We start from the raw sequence: 21,370 nt of genomic DNA, 5'->3' as shown, positions 1-21,370 counted from the left end.
TGATGAGTTTAAAAAGAAAAGCAGCCACAAACGTTAAGATTAGATTTTGTGAGTGAACACGATAGGAGGGTTTAAACCCTACACTAAAGCGTTACCATGAAATCCAATCTATATTCGTGACTGCTTATCGTGTAAATCTATTTATTATAATGAGAGTACATCAACAAAGAGCTGAAGACAGTCGTGGCTCTACCAACTGAGCTACTGTATTTTGTCATACAGGGTGGTATCGAAGCACCGACAAACGCGTAATGTAGTCCTCAAAGCATTTGATCTACTTTCATTATTGCATATACAAGATCAAAAAAAGTTGGTGTTGGATATGTGCAGTACCCGAAATACTGTGCGTGAGATCGCGATGTAATCCAACAGGCATTTGATCGTTTAAACATAGGTCACAAGTCCATCAACAAATTTGATTATAAGACAAACAATTCACCGCTTTTGCTTTAAGCGACTGTATGTATATACAGCAGAGGAATCTAACCTCTGATCTGTGAATTCTAATGTAGTCCTATGCGTATTTGATGGACTGATGACCCCAGTATATTTTCATATACTGCCCTACAAGTGAATCAACAAGTTTTTCAAAGACGCTCGTGCCTTACCGCTTGGCGACCATCATCGAAATGATGGGGTGGATTCGAACCACCGATGACGTCAATTTTAAGATGTAGTCCTTGAAACATTTGATTCTTTTACTGCTTTGCATAAACAAAATGTTAAAGACGTTTCGTTGCTCTATCCAACTGAGCTACTTTTCAAACTTGGAAAAGCGTGAAAAGGGTGGATTTGAACCACCGACCTACGCATTAAAGATGTAGTTCTTAACGCATTTTATGCGATGTATTTTGCCAACAAAGGTGTCGATAAAACATCAATTATTCAAAGTAATGTAGTTCTATCTGCATTTGGCAATTTCTTACTTAGCACAACAATTAAATATAGAAACAGCATAATCTTGAAATGTAGTTCCTATGGCATTTGTGCTTTTTATCTAACCCAGTCTTATCAAGTGTGGACATTGTTAAATGTAAACACTTGAAGAGACTCGATCAAATTTGTTTATACATTCAGCTTGCATAAAGCTGAGTTTGTGTAATATCTATTTTTTCAATTTCGTTTACCCAATGATCTGCATGCATTTCATTTTTGGCAAAACTTTCAATCAGTTGAAATACCGTATCGGAAAATCCACCGACATTCATCACATCGCTATGTTCAGGCATTTGCGTAGTGGTATAGGGTTGCAGATCAACACACACCAGTTTTGCATCAGGGTTATGCTGTTTTAGCTGTTTCCAATAATGCATCATCCCAGTTTTTCGGTGTGATCTTGGAACTTGATCTGCCCATGATTCATTATCAGAGAAGTAAATTACCATATCGACTTTGGCATTTTCTTTCACTAACAGTTCCAAAGGCTTAGAGCAATCAGTTCCACCACCACACATGCTGGCAAATTTTTTAGCCAAAGCAAAAATATCAATTTCTGAATTTTGCTGTTTTCCAAAATTTTTTCGTTTTAAATATTCCTGTACTTTGCTGAAATTGGATAATTGACGAACTTCAGTATCAAACGGCATCAAACGAATATTTGGATTTACATATTTAAATGCACTAGCAAATAATGCAGCAGCATCTACGCAACGTAACTGAGAGGTTGCACCCTGACGATAACCTGTCACAGAACTTGACATCGAACCGGAAACATCAATCGCAATCACCACATTTCCTTCAAGTTTCGGTACATTGGCGATGGCACGCTGCATAGCAAACTTTAGCGCATTGGCAATTTCATGTGGCATATCCTCTGCAAGTGCAGACCAAGCCATCATCAATTGATATGGAAATACTCGACTTTTGGCTATGGCTTGCTCATCCATCAATTTATCGGCAATGATTTTTGTCATTCCTTTGATTTTAAAAACATCATGGCGTAAGAAGGTATTTAAGTTCATACGTAGCATTTGCCAAGAACCATTTTTTGCAATTTCGGCCCATTGTTTCGCATTCAAATTTAAATTGGTTAGAAGCTGCATCGGCACTTTAGGTACTTGTGTTGCTGTTCCCAATCGAAACTCTTCCAATGCTTGCACTTGAGTCGGTAGTTGGACAAGTTGGTATTCTTTTCCTAGGACATAGGCAAAAAAAGCATCGTGTTGAACTGTCTTTGGTTTTGGATGAGTCATTTTTAACACATCGGCAAGTGAAGGGCTGTTTCCAATATTGGCCGCAATCAATTGTTGATCCGATGCTGAAAGAATCCATTCATTGACCATACGTTTCGGTAATGAACCTAATGACTTACGACCAATCATTCCAGAGCGCATGATTTGAACAAAATTTCTCAACTGTTTTCCATTATCAATAATCAAAGGAAAAACTTGCTTAAATAATTCTGCATCAAGTTCAGAAAGTAAAGCCAATAACACTACAGGTGTATCTTTCATATGTGCCTTTTGGCGTGCATAAATTGCAGTTTTAGCCACAAATTCAGGCTCTACTTCAAGCGCTAGGTTTAGAATATTATCAAGTTGCACTTGTGCATTTTGATAAAAGGTCTGATTCAGTGTACCTGTTGCAGCAAGCTGCGCTAATGCGGCACGAGATTTTAATTTATATGCGCGACCACCAGCTTCGTTGTATTCAATGGTTTTTGGTTTTGCCTGTTGTTTAGAGGCAAAAATTGTCTTGTTCGCCATGACAGCATCCTCAAGTGATTTTTTAATTTCTTGAGATAGATATTGCAGAGAGTGTGCCAAGTTTTGTTTTGGAATGAAATTTTATTTTTAAGTGACTGATTTTATGAGTTTAAAAAATTTAAAATTTCAGTGGTTATTTGTTTTAAAATTTAAAAGGTATAAAATAAAATATCTTTATTTATAGATTTTTATCTTTATTTCTATTTTTAAAGTAAAAAATCAATGAGCCTAATGTTGTGCAAATAAAAAAGGACACTAACTCCAGCTAAAAGCAAAGTTAGTTGGGATATAGTCAACCTATTAAAAACTCAGGCACAAAAAGATGTTTTTTTTAATTCATATTTTTAATTAAATTAATTGCATGGCGGAATAAACTATTTGAATATAAAAAGCTTACACTGCCACACCTTTTGAAGATGAGGCCAAACCTTGCGCTGCAAACAAAGCTGAGCTTTGTTTTGCTCATGTTGGGCGAGGGATAGATCCTGTACCCAGCATTCCTACACAATGGGCGATATCCATATCTCCACACGATAGAACGACCATCTATGATTCAATAATATTGCATAGCGTTAAATTGAAGTTGGGAAAATTACTTTTCCCAGGGTTTCCCAGTGCGAAACGGTGTTAATTCGCCGTGCATATTTAGTTCATACTGATCAAAATCATCAGCAATGTAAAAATTGCCATGATAGTACTGGGCAATTTCATTACCAATGGTTTGCACACCTTGTGCATCGTGGTAACGGGCACTGAGATGCGTTGCAATTAAATTAGGTAGTTGAATCGATTCTGCAAACTCAGCGACCATTTTCGCAGAACTGTGCATTGGGCCTGCGCCTACTTTGTCTAATATCGATTGAGTATAGGTTGTTTCATGAATCAGCAGTGCTGCATCCTGACAAGCGTTCGATAGTAATTCTGGCTGATCGTTATCTCCACCGACAATGGCATAAACACTTTGAGTGTTTTGAATGAGAACATCTTGACTTAAGACGGACTGCCCATTCCACTCAATATTTTGACCTTGTTGTAGATCACCCCATAGTTTACCTTTTGGAATTTTGAGTTGATTTAAAACGTCAACATTGAGTTTGCGCTGAGTTTGTGTCGCTTTAAAACCATAAGCATAACTTGTCACACGGTGGTGTAAGTGATGAACGTCAATGGAAATATGCTCATCCAATTGAAAGGGATTCGTCAAAGTATTTACATCGATAAAATGTATTGGATAAGGCAGGAAAAGTTCAGTGAATTGACAGGTTACTGCAAACCATTGCTGAATTTCTTTGGGTGCAATCAGCGTGATCGGATCTTTGCGTGCATTCATACCAGCACTTGCCAGTAAACCCATCAAGCCATAACAATGATCGCCGTGTACATGCGTAATGCAAATGGCTTTTAAATGTTGTAAAGAGAGTTTTGCTTGTTGAATACGATGCTGTGTACCTTCGCCTGCATCAACCAATATCCAGTCTTTGCTTTTGCAATAATGAATCGCTAAACCTGACACATTGCGTGTTAATGTGGGCACACCAGAGGATGTCCCTAAGAATGTAAACTGTAACATGAGGAATTAAAACCTATTGAATATTTAAAATGTTTTCTATGATTGTTTTTACAACAAAGCAGGGTGGATTCCATCAAAAAAGTGTCGAATCAGACGGTGATGGGAGAAGTGAGTAAAAGCTTTGTACATCAATAGTATAGTCGCATTATATTCAAAAGAGAAACTGAGATTTTTAAAATATTAAAAAATGACGGTATAAACAGTATTTGATTTTTGACAAAATAAAACTATGCTTTAAGCAAGATATATAAAATTTTATAGATTTATAGAAATATGCAAAAATTTAAAAAAACAGTCGTGATTGGTTTTGTGGGTTCAACTTTAGATCAAGGGAAAAAACTTGATCGCTGGCAACGCTGGCGTCCTACCATGAGTTTGTTGATGCATGAAGATTTAGTGGTTGATGAGCTGGTTTTATTACATGATCGCCGAAATGTCAGCTTAATTGATCATTTGCGACAAGATGCTTTAGAAATTTCACCGCAAACCCAAATTACTGGCCATAAGATGAATATCCGTGATCCCTGGGATTTTTCGGATATGTATGGTGCATTATATGACTTTGTAAAATCATATTCTTTTGATACTGAGAACAATCATTATCTATTACATATCACCACAGGTACGCATGTTGCGCAAATATGTTGGTATTTATTAATTGATGCGCATTATTTACCAGCCAAACTCATTCAAAGTGCACCTACAGGTAAACAACAACCTGAGGGTGAATATCGTATTATAGATTTAGATTTATCTCGATATGCAGCATTAACCCAGCGGTTTGAACATGAACAATCTGAAAATTGGCAGCAGTTAAAAGCCAATATTGCCACGAAGAACCAAAACTTTAATCAAATGATTCAAGAAGTAGAACTGGTTGCAACACGCTCAAGTGCGCCAATTTTGATTATGGGTGCAACAGGGGTCGGTAAGTCGCATTTAGCTAAGCAAATTTATCAATTGAAAAAGGAAAAATTTCATCTTTCTGGGCGCTTTATTGATGTGAACTGCGCAACGCTGGTTGGTGATAGTGCGATGTCGACATTATTTGGTCATAGTAAAGGTGCATTTACAGGTGCTATTGCAGCACGTACTGGTTATTTAAAAAGTGCGGATAATGGCATTTTATTTCTCGATGAAATCGGCGAGCTAGGGTTGGATGAGCAAGCCATGTTGCTCAAGGCCTTGGAGGATAAGTCATTCTTTCCTGTAGGAAGTGATAAAGAGGTTCAGGCTGACTTTCAGTTGATTGCTGGAACCAATCGAGATTTACGTGAGGAAGTCCGTGCAGGGCGGTTCCGTGAAGATCTATGGGCTCGCTTAAATACATGGACCTTCTTTTTACCGAGCTTAAAAGATCGTGTGGAAGATATTGAACCGAACATCACCTTTGAGTTACAGCGTTTTGCTGTTGCGCATCAACGGCAGTTACGTTTTCATACCGATGCCTTAGAAAAATATTTAAAATTTGCGCAATCTTTAGACGCCAGTTGGCAAGGGAATTTTCGTGATTTAACTGCAAGCGTGACACGTATGGCGACTTTAGCCAATGGTGAGCGTATTGGTTTACATGAAGTAAATGCTGAGATTGGCCGACTACAACAAATTTGGAATATTGCTGAAAATAAAGAGGCTTTAACCCAATCGTCACTGATGAAAATTTTAAGTGCTGAACAAGTGGCGCAGATTGATGAATTTGATCGTATTCAATTGCAGGGGGTGATTGATGTTTGCCAAAAATCGAAATCCATGGCCGATGCTGGACGGCGTTTATTTTCTGTATCTCGCGAGCAAAGACAAACCACCAACGACAGCGATCGCGTGAAAAAGTATTTGGCGAAATTTGGTTTGAGTTGGGATGATGTGAACGGATAAATAAAGTGAATCACTCACCTTATTTATCCTAAATTTTTTAAATTCAGATTTATGGCACAAGAAGAAAACGCGAAATTGCGATTCTTAACTGCTTTAAATAACCTGTAAAGAAATGGTTTGCACCTGGCAATACGGTGATCAAATGACGTTGTGGTTTCGCCCATTCAAGCAAATCAGAGAGTTTAGTCGTCGGATCTGCTTCACCGTGTACAAACAGGATATCGCCTTTAATTGCTGGGGTAACATAATGACGTAGACCATCTACAGTGGATGTTGGTAAACCACATAAGATCACTTGTTGCGGTTTAATTTCATCAGGGAGCGCATGATAGGCTTTTGCCATTACATGTGCACCAAAACTAAAACCGCCAACATAGAAAGGTAGACTTTTGTGTAATTGTCTAACGTGTCTAATGACCTCTAGAATATCTTCAGTTTCAGCAAAGCCTTCATCATGGATTCCATCGCTTTGTCCAGAACCGCGAAAACTTGGGCGATAGACCACACAACCCTGTTCAGAGAGGATTTGTGCAAGTAAAGCAGGAACTTTATGTTGAGGTGTACCACCTTGCAGTGGGTGAGGATGACAAACGACAGCAAAACCTTTTACTTCGCCCACAGGATAGTCAACAAAAACTTCAATTTTGCCAACCGAACCTTGAATGAACAGTTGTTCGGACATAATTTAAACGATCATAAGCAGGGAAGTGCGATAGTTTACCGATTCTGTTCACAGAAAACATGAATTGGAATTAAAATATCCCGACTGTTATAGTTTGATTAGTTATTTTTTGATCAGGAAGACCATGCTCGCCTTAATTTCCCCTGCTAAGACACTCGATTACCAGTCAGCACTACCGACCGATACGCACACTCTACCAAGACTGCTGGATCAATCTCAACAGCTTATAGACCTAAGTCGTAAACTCTCCGCTTCAGATATTGCCAGTTTGATGAGTGTCAGTGAAAAAATTGCCAATCTCAATGCGGAGCGTTTTCGTGACTGGAATGCTGACTTTAGTTTTGCCAACGCGCGACAAGCAATTTTTGCATTTAAAGGCGATGTTTATACAGGTCTGGATGCTTATAGTTTGTCGCAAGACGATCTCAATTTTGCGCAAGATCATTTACGCAGCTTATCCGGTCTATATGGCTTATTACGTCCTCTTGATTTAATGATGCCGTATCGTTTGGAAATGGGAATAAAACTTGCCAATACCCGTGGTCATAATCTTTATGAGTTTTGGGGGGATCGAATTACCGATTTGATCAATCAGGATTTGCAACAAAGCGGCTCAACGTTATTGGTCAATATTGCTTCTGATGAATACTATAAATCGGTCAAGGAAGCAAAAATTCAGGCTGATATTATTAAACCAGTATTCTTAGATCAGAAGAATGGTAAATATAAAGTGATTAGCTTCTATGCTAAAAAAGCGCGTGGCTTAATGGCTCGATACATCATTCAAAATCAATTGAAAAAAATGGATGATCTTAAATCCTTTAATACTGATGGTTATTATTTCGATGCCGAGAGTTCATTGAAAGGTGAACTGGTATTTAAGCGTGATGAGCAAGTTGCTTAAGTATTTCAATCGTTTAATGTATTGAAAGAGAGTTGGCTTGCTTTAAGCCAGCTCTTTTTCAAAAATAATGTATTCATGACCAAGCGAATTTACCGCTTTGATTTGAACAAAATCAAAGCCATCTAATTTTAATCTCTCAACAGAAATTATTTCCCCCGAAATAAGCTCAATTTCACCGTCTTGATTGAGAAAATCATCTAGTTCTTCATCATAATCTATATTGTGATAGACACTAAAAATGATCTCGAATTGATCCTGATTGTCCTGATCTTTATAAAAATGGATTAACGGTCTTTCGGTGATTTGTTTATGTGTAAACTCATCGCAGAACATGGGATCATAGCCATGTTGCGTACCATCAAAAAGTAAAATTTCTTCATTGCTTTCTACATCTACCGCGTAGATGAGTTCTGGTGCAAAGTCTGTCCCACAAATGAGCTGATATTCTTCAAAAATATCTCCATAATATTTGATTTTAAATCGTTTATTTTGTGTGGAGGACTGTATTTGACCTCGCCATTCAATATCAATGAGATCTTGAAAATAGTCAGCGTGTTTATAACAAGCAAATTTGTCTAAATGAGAAGGGGCTAAAAATTTTGATTTATTGATCATGGGATAACAGCCAAAAATGTTGTATTAATATATAAAGTCTTAGATGTTCTATAAATATGATCATAGCTAAAACAGAAAATTACCTCAAACCATTCAATCAATATTGGGCTGAATTTGCGAATCAGATAGAAATCGAAACAGAGCAGTGTATTTTTTTACAGCAGTTGCTTGTTGCTGCTTATACTGAGCCACAACGTCATTATCATACGGTTCAACATATTGTCGAATGCCTTGAGTTATTTCACCAAGTAAAAGCGCAATTGAATGATCCTGTTGCTGTTGAGTTGGCAATTTGGTTTCATGATGCCGTTTATAATCCACAAGTAAAAGATAATGAACAACAAAGTGCTCAATTAATGTACAAGCATTGTGTGGGTATTTTAACGCAATCGGTCTTAGACAAAGTTTCTCAATGGATCATTGCAACACAAGAGCATCAACCGTCTAAACAGCATGATTTAAATTATTTACTTGATATCGATTTAGCAATTTTGGCTAGCCCCTCTGAACGTTTTGCAGAATATGAACAGCAAATTCAACAAGAATACGCGTGGGTTGATGCTGAAATCTATAAAGTCAAAAGAGCAGAAGTTTTACAGCATTTTTATCACATGCAACCTTTGTATCAGACTGAATATTTTAGAAAACATTTTGAGCAAAATGCGAAAGTAAATTTGTTAAAATTTTAAAGGTGAATTTATATCAGAGCAAAAATCGTTATTATTCGGTCTTTTATGGATTTGCTGATTTCATTTTTATAGTTAAATCTCATATCATTAAGTATTTACTACATTATTAAACCTTACATAAAATTTTACATCAAACCCTATTTATATTTAGGAAAATATTTTGAACATTGTCAATATTTTGAGTTTATCAGTGCTTGTTTTCTTAAGCGCTTGTTCTCAACAAAATTCTCAGAATGCAGCTCCAGCGGAGTCTACGAAAAAAGTAGCGATTGCAGCAGATAATAATGACAAAGTTGATCGTGCAAAAGCTGATTCAGGAAAGTCAAGCAGTGAAGTTGAAGTCGAAATTCCTACGACTGTTACTGAAGCAAAAATAGAGCATAAATCTAAAGCGTTAAATTATCCTGATGAGCTTATACAGCAGGTAAAAGATGCACAGAAACATTGTAAGCAAGCTGTAGCGGTTGATATGAAAGATGTTGTTACGGTTGTGGATTTAATTGGGGATGATCAGCCAGAATATATTTATGAACCTGACTCAATTCGGTGTGTTGAAGATGGTGTATTTAGAGGGCATGGGGGAGATCAGCTGGTGATCTACCAATCTAAAGATCATAAAACCATACAAGAAATTTTTAACAGTGCGGTATTTTCTTATCAGATTATCAATAATCAAGCCAAAGCTATCGTTCAAGTCGAAGTTGGTGGGGGATATTGTGGGCAAAACATGGCAGAAATTAGCCGTGCAGAAGCAATCAATTGTAAGCGTAATTTGGAATGGGATGAGAGCCTAAAACAGTTGAAGATGGGTAAGATGTATGTTGATGAACCGAAGGCTAATGCTGAATAAGTGCTATTCAATATAAATAGCACTCTAAGCAGTCAATTATGTACGAATAATCATACAGGTCGCTGTTGCATGTGCATATAATTTGCCATCTTCATCGACCAATTTCCCTTCAGAAATGGCAAGACTTTTACTTAAATTAATCAACTGTCCAATAGCAAATAATTGCTTATTTTGAGGTACAGGGCGGCACATTTTTACATTTAAATCGATGGTGCCATAACCTACGCCTGCTTCTAGGGTGGTATGTACTGCACAACCTGTTGCTGAGTCTAAAACTGTTGCTGCAAAACCGCCATGTACGCCGCCTAAAGGATTTAAATGACGTTGGTCCGCTTTGACTTTAAAACTTGCATGACCATGCGAAATTTCATGTAAATCCATCGGGATGGTTTCACTAATCGATGCTCTAGGAATTTGTCCAGCAACCATTGCTTGTAGAAATTCAAGCCCTGTCATTTCTTTTGGGTGTTTCATATATTTATCCTTTATATAGGGTTCTAAAAGAGAACTTAAAGTAAAATATGATGTTGGGGGATTTACTGTCAAACTTTTTATTGAATTTGAACGATTGAGTTGATCTTTTTAATGTTCAAAATCGTAGAATTTTTCAATATGGTTGGATTGATGAATGATTTTTAAATCAATTCTTTCACCCGTTGCCCACGTGGCAATCGATGCTTGTAAGTCGACATCAATAATATCGAGCTCTTTACATAAGGTTTGATCACTTTCAATCACAATGAATTGAGGTGATTGTGTCTTTAGGCACTTTGCAATATACCGTTGAATATTTTGGAGCTGATAAACATCTATAATTTTATAACGCATACTTTTCCAAATATTATATTTAAATTGTTGTATTGACTAATTTAGAGTGAATCATTTCGCTTTTCAATTAAAAAACATGGATATGATAAAAAATATCTGTTTCACTATAATTTCACTACATCATCGTAGTATCTTTGTGGAAAATTTATAAAACAAGGAAATCATTATGAAAGGGCAATGTGTTTGTGGGGCAACAACTTTTACGGTTGAATTAAAAAATCATGATGTTCATGCGTGTCATTGTTCAATTTGCAGAAGACAAACGAGTGGTGTAATTATGACGATTGATGTCGAACAGGGCAGTTTACAGTTTTCTCAAGATGAGCACTTAAGTATTTATAATTCTTCTGATTGGGGCGAGCGAGGTTTTTGTAACTGCTGTGGCACAAATTTATTTTGGCGGACTAAAGACCAAAGTTATTGCAATATCAATGCATTTGCATTGGATCAACAGCCTCAAGATATAAAATTCGATATGGAAATTTTTATAGACAATAAGCCTGAGTTTTATGCTTTTAACAATGACACAAAAAAACTAACCGAAGCAGATGTAATCGCGCTTTTTGCAGGAACCACTGATTTATAAATAAGTTATTCACTGATTCTGATAAGACCTTAGGTTTTTATAAAACCAATAATTCCATGCCAGCCAATTTAAAATTGACTGGCATTTTTATGTGCTTGGATGCTGAGTTTAAGGTTTATAAAGCCCAAGTTCCGTCAAATGTAATCTTAAAATCCGTCTAAGTTCCAATACGGCTTCAGGTGTCTCTTGGATCGAATGACCACCTTTGATAATTTTCTCAGATACTGCGCCATCCAAATGTGAGCTGGTATATGGAACGATTCCATCCGTCATCACGTTAGGATCTGTGCTATTGGTAATATTCCCCATAATTGAATGATAGATCATGTCTTTCTTAGGCATAACGTTTTCAGTCAATTTGGTGAAGTTTGAGCTATGGCTTAAGTCACTTGGACCATTTTGAATCAGTCCATGCCCAACATCTTTTAAAAAGTTTTTTGCATTTAAATCACGGTCATCAATAGAGTCAGCTAAGGCCCCTAAGAATGCACCTGGCAGCTTAATAATCCGACGGGCAGCCAAAGTGAACCAGCGATCAGCAAATGCAGTACCACGATGTGGTGCTGAAATAAAAATAGCACGATCAAAATTAGGCACAGATTGAATAGTCAAACGAGATTTGAACATTGGATCATCTTTAAATTTATCAAATTTACGATTGTTCAACATCTTTAAGGCGGGTTGTGTCAGATTGGCGTCACTGACTAATAAGCGCGCAATAATCCCGCCCATACTATGCCCAATCAAAACGGCATCTTTAGCAGAAGCAGAATTTTGATTAATTGAAGCGAAACCTTGATTAATGATAGCATTGATCTGAAAACGGCTTTCTAATATTGGCATATTGGTTGAATAAAAAACCTGCCAAACTTGATAGTGCTCACGCAATACATTGTCGCCCATAATATCATTGGTTAAACGAATCCAAGCTTCAGGGCTACTGGCTAAACCGTGTACCAAAACAATCACTTTTTTATTCGGGTTGTACGGTTCAAGCATATATAAATGAGGCATGGTCAGGCTTTGATCACGATCGATTAAGCTAAGATAAGCCGCAATACCTAAGTTATTTTGAGCCAGCCATAGACCATAGGGAGCTGAAAAGTTTGCAGCAAGCGGGTATTGTTTGCCACCAATTTTTAAATTTTCAATGCTATAAGGATCATAAACATTCAGTTGAAAGTTTGGGTTGTGTAAGATGTTTTGTAGTGATTCATTTGCATTTTCAGGTTGTGCTGCAATACTAACCGATAAATAACGGGGTTGATGAATATTGGGATTCATGCCATTTTTGTATTTATAATCAAATGGATTCACAATATATTTGTTTTCTTCAGGTGCTGTCGTGTTGGGTAAAATTGCGACAAATTCTGCACCGAAACCGTCTCTACGGTTGATCGAACGTAAACCTGAAAAGTTTAAATTATAGCTTGAAACAAGATCCTCAAGTTCAATCTGAGCCAGTGCAGGGTAACCATTAAAGTTAATGCGATAAGTGCTTTTGCCAACTTTAATTTGTTTTGCTACTTTTTGGTTTTTATTTCTTACGGCATATGTCGAAATCAGTTTAGCTAAGGCTTGATTATAAAAGTCACGTATCTGAACTTGTCGGTTATTAAAAATACGGTCTTGAGGTTGGCGTTCAGTTTTAAATAAATAGGCATAACTATAGCGGATGCTGTTATCTAACATCACCATTTGCTGATCTAAACATTGCTCATAGTTTTTCTGCGAGGCTTGTTGTTTGTCAGTGGATTGATGCTTAGAAAAAAGACTGACTTTACAATCTGATGAGTCGCCAAGATTGATTGCTTTGGTTAAGTAAATTTCACTTGCGGTCGAAAGCAGTTGTTCATCTTGAATCTGTGGGATTTCAGCTAAATCTGCCACACATTTTTCGGGTTCATCTGTACAAGATTTGGCTTCTCGTCCAGTCATCGACAAGACATTTAAGCTGGCTTCACTCATTTTTGAACGTGTCAAAATGCTGTCACGTTCATTGGCAATGGTTACGTTCACCTTTTGATTTTTTACACTGACAACTTGGCATCCAGATAAAATCAATGGGCTCATTGCTAAAGCACAAAGCAAAATATTGTTTTTTGAGTATTGCATAATCATTAACTAGATCAATCTTTGTCTGAATCATACGTTAGTTTTATTCAATTTATAAACAAAAAAATAGACTGAATGTTCAGCCTATTTTTTTCAAAAATTTATAAATTTATTTTGCTAGAGCTGGGTTTTTCAAAACCTGCCAAACGTTGTAACGACCTTGCTTTTCAATTTCTTGAATTAAGCGATCTGCAACTTCAGCTTCTTCTGGGTATTTCACTTTATAGTTTTTCAAGGTTTGGATCGCATTTTTCTTTTGCTCCATACCAATAAAGTTGTTTGCAGAAGATAAATAGGCTTCTTGAACACCTTGTTTGATGGCTTTATCTAAATATGGAATCGCTTCTTTTTGACCGCCACCTTCAGATAAAGAGAAACCAAACCACAAGTTTGCTTCAGCATCATCTTTGTTGATTTTAAGAATACGTTGAGCATACTCTAATGACTTGGTGGTATAAGAAGAACCTAGGTCAAGGTTACGTCCCAAAACACTGGCTTTAAATGCACGAATCAAAATATCAAAAGAAGCATTTGGTGCTGCAGCTAATTGGTCAAGCTGAGTAGAGACTTCTTTCAACTTAGCTTCAAAGCCTTTACGTTCTTTACGATCACTAAATTGTGGTGGGTAATGACGTGCTTTGCCTTCAACCATTTGTAAGAAATCATCAATTGCAGTGATGTCAATTTCATTGTTTCCAGCAAGTACTGCATATTTCATAGCACGTTGTGAGCTATTTACTGTAGGTACAATCAATTTATTGGTATCTAAAATGATTTTTTGGCTTGGATTTGCGGGATCAGTAACTTCGAGTTTGTTTACAGGTTGAGCCGATGCTTTTTTTAACTCTAATTCAAAAACAGGCGGTTGCGAGTAATCGAAAGGGTTTAATGCATAGAACGGAGGAGACAATTCAGGCTCAGTGTAAATAAACGGCTCGTTTGCATCTATTTTATTTTGTTGCTTGGTGGGTGTTGTTGAACACGCAGTAAGTAATGATGTTGCGAGCAATGCATATGCCAAAGGCTTAATCGTCATGTGTTTCTTCCATTAATTTATATTAAAAAACGTGCATGCGCATCAGTCTATGAAAAGACGTCTGAACATGCAACTTGATTTGGTTCGTATTATTAAAAATTATACATTACAGTCTATTGACACTTCATTTTGTGAAGTATTAAGCAACCTTATGCTTTCGATGAGTGGTTTTGTGCTGCACATTCACGTCTAACTTCTTCTATAATTTTGATTTCATCATCACTCAAAGGCTGTTCAATATTGTGCTGTAAATTGAACGTTGGGTCTAAAAGTGATAAACGCTGGCACAAACTATTGATGCGTTTTTCATTTTGTTCCAAACGATCTAACAGAACACGCATGCCGTCCAGCATAGGGTCGGATTGTTCTGGTACGGCTGCATAGGCTTGAAATTCTGTGTTTTCAATGCCACTGCTCATTTCTTCTGGACAACTTGGTTCTGGTGTAGTGACGATTTCTTTATCTTTGCTAATAAAGCGAGCAGGGTTGCCTACCGCAGTGACGCCATCAGGTACAGCTTTAGTTACAACAGCATTTGAGCCTACTTTGGCATTTTTACCGACCACAAAAGGACCTAGGATTTTTGCACCAGCACCTACTACAACACCATCTGCTAAAGTCGGATGACGTTTACCTTTATTCCATGTCGTGCCGCCTAAAGTCACCCCATGATACAAGGTGACATCATCACCAATTTCTGCTGTCTCACCAATCACCACACCCATGCCATGATCGATAAAAAAGCGTTTACCTATTTTAGCGCCAGGGTGAATCTCAATACCTGTTGCAAAACGACTAAAAGAAGACAAAATGCGCGCTGAAGTTTTACAATCTTTTTCCCATAATTCATGGGCAACACGATGCATCATTAATGCATGTATCCCAGGATATGTGGTTAAAACTTCAAATGTATTACGCGCAGCAGGATCTCGCGCAAATACAGCTTGGATATCTTCTTTAAGCTGTTTTAGCATTAGTTTTGATCCTCATCTTTTGACTTTTTCCATGTACCATTATTCAAGGCTTGAACTCGGCTAAAAATGCCTCTTAATAAATGATATTCCATCTTATCTAATTGTATACGCCCAAATAATCGACGCAAGCGTAAAGGCAGTAAACGCGGGTTTTTAGGGTCTAAAAATTCGATATCAGCCAACATTTTTTCAATATGCGGATAAAATTGTTCCATTTGCTCATGTGTGACCAAAGGTTCATCCCAATGCATATCTTCTGAATCTGTTACCCGCATCACCGCTTCAGTATCCAGTTTCTTGTCAGCTAATTCCAATGTTGCCATACGCATTTCATAGCACAGTACCTGAATTGCTTGAGCAACATTTAACACACCATAATCACTATTTACTGGGACTGTGACATGAAAGTTTGCCAGCGCAAGTTCTTCATTGGTTAAACCACGATCTTCACGACCGAAGACAATAGCGATTTCTTGTTGGTGTTGGATAACAGCCTGCATTGATTTTTGCGCCGCAGGGCGTGCATCAAGCAAAGGCCACGGAATGGTGCGACTACGTGCACTGGTTCCAAATACGATATGACAATCTTTAATGGCATTTTCTAAGCTGTCGACAATTTCAATTTGCTCGATCAGATCTGCTGCGCCAGCCGCTAACGCATCTATATCAGGGTGAGGGTAGGTTTTAGGCGCAACGAGCACAAGTTTGGTTAAGCCCATTGTTTTCATAGCACGTAGAGCACTTCCGATATTGGCAGGAAGCGTCGTATTGACCATGACAATACGTACATGACTTAAATGCTGTGAAATCACAGCATTGTCGAAAATATCCATGAATATTCCAAAATATTAAGCTTTAAATTCAAATAAGGAGGTTAGGAGAATTGGCCTGCATCTGCCATATAGTCATCCATTGCATCATCCATACTCATATTTTCTGGCGGTGGTGCAACTTGAGTCGGTTGGGCAAGTCCACGATGATCCACGGCTTTTGCCGCTTTAGATTTGACTTGGTATTCAATATGAATAGATTCTTTACCAAAGTAATCACGTAATTTAGAAAGTAACTCATCCAATGGGGCAACTTTCCATTGTTGCCCTAAATGTAACTCAGCCGTGGCATAGTCGTAATCTAACTGAATCTGCATTGGAATGTGTTGACACATATCGACATTACAGAAAGGCAGTAAGATCTTTTGAATATCCGAGGCTAAAGTTTTCGTCATCACTTCTGTATTCAGTGTTATGGCAATGCTATTGGCACGCTTTTGTCGAATTTCATTGAGGGTGAATGCTTTGGTCAAACGCCCCATAGGACGGTCAAAACCTTCACGTTCATAAATTTCACCTTCAATCACCACCACTTTTTCATTTTGAATGATGTCTTTAAAGCGTTGGAAGCGTTCATGATTCGCAGAGACTTCGATACGTGCTGTGCCGTCATCAAGGGTAATCATCATCCGATTCGGGAAATTGGCAATATCGACCACTAAACCTGCGAAAACAGTGGTTACACCACGGCGAGTAGGGGTTAATTCATTAATTTTATTTGGAATAAAGGATTTTAATTCTGCACGATAGACATCAATTGGATGACCTGTCAGATATAAACCCAATGTATCTTTTTCACCTTTTAGACGCACTTCATCAGACCACGGTTTTACAGGTTTAGCTGGCTTACGTTGAACCTCTTCAACTTCACCAAATAAGTCCATAATACCCGTTTCACGATTTGAACGTGCCTGTTCAGCGGCTTGGACAGCTTCTGGAAGTTGTGCCATTAAACTTGAGCGTTCAATTCCCAAGCAGTCCAGTGCACCAGCGCGAATCAATGCTTCCAATGTTCTTTTATTGATTTTTTTCAAATCTACACGGTGGCAGAAATCAAATAAATCTTTAAAAGGACCATCTTGCTCACGTGAATCAATCACGGATTGCATGGCCTGTTCGCCGACACCTTTAATTGCACCTAAACCATAAATAATGGTGTTTACATCACTGGCATAGAATTGGTAGAACGACATATTTACCGATGGCGGCAATACCACTAAGTTGTTGATTCGGCAGTCATCAATTAAAAATACAATGTTATCTGTATTTTGCATTTCCGAAGACATGACCGCAGCCATAAATTCCGAAGGGTAATGTGCTTTTAACCAAGCCGTTTGATAGGCAACTAAAGCATACGCAGCGGCATGTGATTTGTTAAAACCATAACCTGCGAATTTTTCCATATAGTCAAAGATATGGTTGGCTGTACCTTCATCAATATCTTTTTTCGCAGCACCTTCAATAAAGGTGGCACGTTGCTTGACCATTTCCTCGACTTTCTTTTTACCCATCGCACGACGAAGTAAATCTGCACCACCCAGTGTATAGCCTGCACAGAATTGTGCGGCTTGCATCACCTGTTCCTGATATACCATGATCCCATAAGTGGGTTCGAGTACACTTTCTAACAGCGGATGTAAGTATTCAAATTCACCACCATGCATACGATGGATAAAGTCGGGGATAAGGTCCATTGGACCCGGTCGATATAAGGATACGAAGGCAATAATTTCTTCAAATTTACTTGGGCGTGCTTCTTTAAGCATTTTTTTCATGCCCACGGATTCAAACTGGAATACCGCGGTGGTATTTGCGTCAGCAAATACTGCATAGGATTTAGGATCGTCCAAAGGAATGTTTGAAATATTTAACGGCTTATCAGATTGAATACGCTTATTAATATTTTGAATCGCATCTTCAATTACAGTAAGGTTACGTAAGCCCAAGAAGTCGAATTTTACTAAGCCCGCAGCTTCAACATCATCTTTATCGAATTGGGCAACCCGTCCTGTGCCATCAGCTTCACACAAAATTGCCGAATAATCGGTGATTTTGGTTGGTGCGATGACCACACCACCTGCGTGTTTACCTGTATTACGGGTAATGCCTTCAAGCTTGAGCGCCATTTCCCAGATTTCAGCAGCATCATCATAATCTGGGTTGGATGGATTGGTCACAATATCTTTAAGTTGTGGTTCAGCCTCAATAGATTCTTCTAAGGTGAGACCTAAAGGTTTAGTCGGAATCATTTTAGAAATACGATCTGCCAAACCGTAAGATTTACCTAAAACCCGTGCTACATCTCGAATCGCACCTTTAGCAGCCATGGTACCGAAGGTTGCAATCTGAGAAACCGCATCACGACCATAATGGCGTGCCACATAATCGATGACCTTATCACGCCCAGCGATACAGAAATCGATATCAAAGTCGGGCATGGATACACGTTCTGGGTTTAAGAAACGTTCGAAGAGTAGGTCATAACGCAACGGGTCTAAGTCAGTAATTTTTAAACTATAAGCGACGAGTGAGCCTGCACCTGAACCACGACCGGGACCTACAGGAACCCCATTGTTTTTAGACCATTGAATAAAGTCCATGACGATGAGGAAGTAACCAGGGAAATCCATTTTATTGATAATGCCAAGCTCATAGGCCAGACGTTCATCATAAGGCTTACGAATTTCAGCCCAATCTTCATCACGTGTTTCAACAGGGTAAAGGAAGTCTAAGCGTTCTTCTAAACCAATTTCAGAGAGATGCTCAAAGTAAGAATGGATGGTATGACCTTCCGGAATTGGATAGTCTGGTAGGTCATGGAATCCTAAACGGAGTGAAACTGTACAACGCTTTGCAATTTGTAAGGTATTTTCTATCGCACTTGGAATATCTGCAAACAGCTTAATCATTTCAGCAGAGGTTTTAAAATATTGCTCAGGGCTGTAATGCTTAGGACGTTTACTATCGCCTAGAACATAACCATCTGCGATACAAACGCGTGCTTCATGTGCTTCATAATCTTCTGGTCTAACAAAATGCACATCATTATGTGCCACAACACCAATATTATATTTTGCAGCGAGTTTAACCGCTTCCTCATTGAAGCTTTCTTCTAATGGGCGACCTGTACGCGTCAGCGCTAAATAAACACGATTGCCAAATTTTTCGATCCATTGTTCTAACAGTGGTTCGGCTTTTTCAGGATAAGCTGCACAGAGCATTTCTCCGACATCACTATGTAGACCCAAAAGTACAATAAGGTCTTGAGACTGTTCAAGCACCCATTCTTTTTGTACACATGGAATCGACAGTTGTTGCCCTTCAATAAAGCCGCGAGAGACAATTTCAGTCAGACCACGCCAGCCTTTATTGGTCATTGCCAGTAAGGTTGCTTTATGGTTTGCATCGTTTAATCGAATTACACTGCCGAAAATAGGTTTAATCCCTTTCCCCAGCGATTTGTTATAAAACTTAACAGCTGCATGCAGGTTGGATAGGTCTGTAATGGCTAAAGCAGGCATTTCATCAGATGCGGCAGCTTTAATCAGATCAGGTATACGTACGATCGATTCTGTAATCGAGAATTCGGTATGAATACCAAGATGAACAAACTGCATAGACCTATCCTATATGAAACTGTCGGCTATTTTATCACGCTTAAACTGTGATGTGCTGAAATAAAATGTTCTGGATGAATTATTGCTTTGTGTTTAAGTATTTGAAATATATTTAAATATACTGAATTTTTTAATTTTGGCTTTTAGTTGCATGATTAACCAGCAGTCAGCTTGAGTTGTGTGTTGATGGTTTTTTTTACATAGAAACGAATAATTTAAGCTTTATTTGAATGATAGGGATTGAATGAAACAGGGCAATCCATTCAAGCTATTGTTATCAAATGAGACAAAGAAGTAGTGAGATTTTATCGGGTGATAAATGGGTTTAGCATGAATGAGCTTATAAAAATATGATCTTTTATTGGACGTTTTGATATCGCTATTCGCTTAGCTTACTTATTCTTATCGCACATGATCTAACTGATAAATAATAAAAGCCCTGACTATTATTCAGTTAGGGCTGTGTATATCTAAAAAATCAGACTTATAAAGCCTTTAAACGTTCTGAACCAATCCAATGTTTAGAGAATTGATATGCTGCACGCCCTGAGCGTTGACCACGAGCTTGACACCATCTTAATGCTTCAGCACGTACATCATCAGCAAAGGGCATGTCTGCTTTTGCTAAATAATGTTCCACAATTTCTAAATAAAGATTTTGATCCATCGGATAAAACGACAACCACATACCGAAACGATCTGATAAAGAAATCTTTTCTTCGATGGCTTCTTGTGGGTGCAACTCTTTATATTGCGGCACATCGACTTTGGTTACAGGCGTGTTTTCATGCATAAATTCAGGTAATAAATGACGACGGTTACTGGTCGCATAAATCACAAAATTACTTGAGCCAGATTGTAGCGAGCCATCTAAGACACTTTTTAAACTACGGTAATTTTCATCTTCAGCATTAAATGCTAAGTCATCACAATAAACGATGAACTTTTCTGGACGATCTTTAATAATTTTTTGAATTTCTGGCAAGTCAGACAAATCATCTCGTTCAATTTCAATTAAACGTAAGCCTTGTTCTGCATACTGGGTAAGTAAAGAACGGACAATGGATGATTTTCCTGTACCGCGTGAGCCAGTCAGTAAAATATCGTTGGCCGGTAAGCCGTGTAGAAATTGTTCAGTATTTTGTAAAATTTTAGCTTTCTGACGTTCAATCCCTTTAAGATCATCCAAATGCATTGCTTTCGGGTTATAAATCGCTTTGAGTTGTTTATCGTGCCATCTAAAAGCCACTGCTTCAAAGTCAGTATCCTTTTTTGTTTCAGGAAGGACTTGATGTAACTGATCAAGAACAGTGGATAATTTTTGGATGATATTGTCAGGTAAGTCGAAAGTTGCCATATCCGTTCGCTATTTTCAGAAATTACAATGTGTGGTTGATATTAGCACAGTAATTTTATTGAGCTAATCTCAATAGGCGATAATTGGAATCTAAAGCAAGAATTAAATGACTTATGGTAATTGATTATCTGGTTATT

General features: G+C 37.9%; 17 protein-coding genes. 5 read left to right on the top strand and 12 right to left on the bottom strand.

Features of this window, described 5'->3' with window-relative positions:
* Nucleotides 1–1,073: 1,073 nt before the first annotated feature.
* Together ASC84_RS03995 and ASC84_RS03990 are read right to left on the bottom strand one after the other, a co-directional pair.
* On the bottom strand, nt 1,074–2,705 hold the full coding sequence (locus tag ASC84_RS03995) for a TROVE domain-containing protein (RefSeq protein WP_056511998.1): 1,632 nt from the start codon (nt 2,703–2,705) through the stop codon (nt 1,074–1,076).
* Nucleotides 2,706–3,297: 592 nt separating this feature from the next.
* Nucleotides 3,298–4,275 carry a ribonuclease Z gene (locus ASC84_RS03990; protein WP_056511996.1) on the bottom strand — a complete coding sequence of 326 codons (978 nt, stop codon included), beginning with the start codon at nt 4,273–4,275 and terminating at the stop codon, nt 3,298–3,300.
* Nucleotides 4,276–4,548: 273 nt separating this feature from the next.
* Here ASC84_RS03990 and rtcR point away from each other — a divergent pair, with 273 nt between their 5' ends.
* Complete coding sequence (gene rtcR / locus ASC84_RS03985) at nt 4,549–6,150, top strand: RNA repair transcriptional activator RtcR (protein ID WP_056511994.1); 1,602 nt, start codon at nt 4,549–4,551, stop codon at nt 6,148–6,150.
* 49 nt (nt 6,151–6,199) lie between these two features.
* On the opposite strand, the gene ASC84_RS03980 is transcribed toward rtcR, so the two are convergent.
* Nucleotides 6,200–6,832, bottom strand: coding sequence for an alpha/beta hydrolase (locus ASC84_RS03980; RefSeq protein WP_004719268.1), 633 nt, complete (start codon nt 6,830–6,832; stop codon nt 6,200–6,202).
* A gap of 124 nt (nt 6,833–6,956) precedes the next feature.
* Here ASC84_RS03980 and yaaA point away from each other — a divergent pair, with 124 nt between their 5' ends.
* Nucleotides 6,957–7,736: a peroxide stress protein YaaA gene (gene yaaA, locus ASC84_RS03975; RefSeq protein ID WP_004719270.1), complete on the top strand. Its 780-nt coding sequence runs from the start codon at nt 6,957–6,959 to the stop codon at nt 7,734–7,736.
* Between the two features lie 42 nt (nt 7,737–7,778).
* On the opposite strand, the gene ASC84_RS03970 is transcribed toward yaaA, so the two are convergent.
* Entirely contained in the window at nt 7,779–8,351 is a 573-nt protein-coding gene (locus ASC84_RS03970) for a hypothetical protein (protein ID WP_056511990.1), read from the bottom strand.
* Nucleotides 8,352–8,407: 56 nt separating this feature from the next.
* Between ASC84_RS03970 and ASC84_RS03965 the strand changes: the two genes are divergently transcribed.
* Nucleotides 8,408–9,040: a hypothetical protein gene (locus ASC84_RS03965; protein ID WP_056511987.1), complete on the top strand. Its 633-nt coding sequence runs from the start codon at nt 8,408–8,410 to the stop codon at nt 9,038–9,040.
* Between the two features lie 160 nt (nt 9,041–9,200).
* A complete protein-coding gene (locus tag ASC84_RS03960) occupies nt 9,201–9,890 on the top strand; it encodes a hypothetical protein (RefSeq protein WP_004719277.1) in 690 nt (229 codons plus the stop codon).
* Between the two features lie 36 nt (nt 9,891–9,926).
* On the opposite strand, the gene ASC84_RS03955 is transcribed toward ASC84_RS03960, so the two are convergent.
* A complete protein-coding gene (locus tag ASC84_RS03955; protein WP_004719280.1) occupies nt 9,927–10,364 on the bottom strand; it encodes a PaaI family thioesterase in 438 nt (145 codons plus the stop codon).
* Between the two features lie 108 nt (nt 10,365–10,472).
* Nucleotides 10,473–10,718, bottom strand: coding sequence for a hypothetical protein (locus tag ASC84_RS03950; protein ID WP_004719281.1), 246 nt, complete (start codon nt 10,716–10,718; stop codon nt 10,473–10,475).
* A 166-nt stretch (nt 10,719–10,884) separates the two neighbouring features.
* Between ASC84_RS03950 and ASC84_RS03945 the strand changes: the two genes are divergently transcribed.
* On the top strand, nt 10,885–11,304 hold the full coding sequence (locus tag ASC84_RS03945; protein WP_056511984.1) for a GFA family protein: 420 nt from the start codon (nt 10,885–10,887) through the stop codon (nt 11,302–11,304).
* Between the two features lie 108 nt (nt 11,305–11,412).
* Here ASC84_RS03945 and ASC84_RS03940 read toward each other — a convergent pair whose 3' ends face one another.
* From ASC84_RS03940 to ASC84_RS03915, 6 genes are all read right to left on the bottom strand, one after another.
* Entirely contained in the window at nt 11,413–13,425 is a 2,013-nt protein-coding gene (locus ASC84_RS03940) for an alpha/beta fold hydrolase (protein WP_056511981.1), read from the bottom strand.
* 103 nt (nt 13,426–13,528) lie between these two features.
* Nucleotides 13,529–14,455, bottom strand: coding sequence for an ABUW_2363 family tetratricopeptide repeat lipoprotein (locus tag ASC84_RS03935; RefSeq protein WP_004719286.1), 927 nt, complete (start codon nt 14,453–14,455; stop codon nt 13,529–13,531).
* A 149-nt stretch (nt 14,456–14,604) separates the two neighbouring features.
* Nucleotides 14,605–15,429, bottom strand: coding sequence for a serine O-acetyltransferase (cysE, locus tag ASC84_RS03930; RefSeq protein ID WP_004719288.1), 825 nt, complete (start codon nt 15,427–15,429; stop codon nt 14,605–14,607).
* A complete protein-coding gene (locus ASC84_RS03925) occupies nt 15,429–16,262 on the bottom strand; it encodes an RNA methyltransferase (protein ID WP_004719290.1) in 834 nt (277 codons plus the stop codon). Before ASC84_RS03925 ends, cysE begins: the two co-directional genes overlap by 1 nt.
* A gap of 41 nt (nt 16,263–16,303) precedes the next feature.
* Nucleotides 16,304–19,876, bottom strand: a complete 3,573-nt coding sequence (gene dnaE, locus ASC84_RS03920; RefSeq protein WP_056511977.1) for a DNA polymerase III subunit alpha — start codon at nt 19,874–19,876, stop codon at nt 16,304–16,306.
* 484 nt (nt 19,877–20,360) lie between these two features.
* Nucleotides 20,361–21,233 carry an ATP-binding protein gene (locus ASC84_RS03915; protein ID WP_056511974.1) on the bottom strand — a complete coding sequence of 291 codons (873 nt, stop codon included), beginning with the start codon at nt 21,231–21,233 and terminating at the stop codon, nt 20,361–20,363.
* Between the last annotated feature and the right edge of the window lie 137 nt (nt 21,234–21,370).

The organism is Acinetobacter sp. Root1280, assembly GCF_001425285.1.
GTDB lineage: Bacteria > Pseudomonadota > Gammaproteobacteria > Pseudomonadales > Moraxellaceae > Acinetobacter > Acinetobacter guillouiae.
The sequence above is the reverse complement of the archived record's forward strand: the minus strand, read 5'-3'. Positions and strand labels throughout refer to the sequence as shown.

Coding starts and splice junctions, on each gene's coding strand:
- ASC84_RS03950 (WP_004719281.1), bottom strand. CDS start 10,718: ATGCGTTATAAAATTATAGATGTTTATCAGCTCCAAAATATTCAACGG.
- ASC84_RS03915 (WP_056511974.1), bottom strand. CDS start 21,233: ATGGCAACTTTCGACTTACCTGACAATATCATCCAAAAATTATCCACT.
- cysE (WP_004719288.1), bottom strand. CDS start 15,429: ATGCTAAAACAGCTTAAAGAAGATATCCAAGCTGTATTTGCGCGAGAT.
- ASC84_RS03995 (WP_056511998.1), bottom strand. CDS start 2,705: ATGGCGAACAAGACAATTTTTGCCTCTAAACAACAGGCAAAACCAAAA.
- ASC84_RS03945 (WP_056511984.1), top strand. CDS start 10,885: ATGAAAGGGCAATGTGTTTGTGGGGCAACAACTTTTACGGTTGAATTA.
- yaaA (WP_004719270.1), top strand. CDS start 6,957: ATGCTCGCCTTAATTTCCCCTGCTAAGACACTCGATTACCAGTCAGCA.
- ASC84_RS03955 (WP_004719280.1), bottom strand. CDS start 10,364: ATGAAACACCCAAAAGAAATGACAGGGCTTGAATTTCTACAAGCAATG.
- ASC84_RS03970 (WP_056511990.1), bottom strand. CDS start 8,351: ATGATCAATAAATCAAAATTTTTAGCCCCTTCTCATTTAGACAAATTT.
- ASC84_RS03935 (WP_004719286.1), bottom strand. CDS start 14,455: ATGACGATTAAGCCTTTGGCATATGCATTGCTCGCAACATCATTACTT.
- ASC84_RS03990 (WP_056511996.1), bottom strand. CDS start 4,275: ATGTTACAGTTTACATTCTTAGGGACATCCTCTGGTGTGCCCACATTA.
- dnaE (WP_056511977.1), bottom strand. CDS start 19,876: ATGCAGTTTGTTCATCTTGGTATTCATACCGAATTCTCGATTACAGAA.
- ASC84_RS03925 (WP_004719290.1), bottom strand. CDS start 16,262: ATGGATATTTTCGACAATGCTGTGATTTCACAGCATTTAAGTCATGTA.
- rtcR (WP_056511994.1), top strand. CDS start 4,549: ATGCAAAAATTTAAAAAAACAGTCGTGATTGGTTTTGTGGGTTCAACT.
- ASC84_RS03980 (WP_004719268.1), bottom strand. CDS start 6,832: ATGTCCGAACAACTGTTCATTCAAGGTTCGGTTGGCAAAATTGAAGTT.
- ASC84_RS03965 (WP_056511987.1), top strand. CDS start 8,408: ATGATCATAGCTAAAACAGAAAATTACCTCAAACCATTCAATCAATAT.
- ASC84_RS03940 (WP_056511981.1), bottom strand. CDS start 13,425: ATGATTATGCAATACTCAAAAAACAATATTTTGCTTTGTGCTTTAGCA.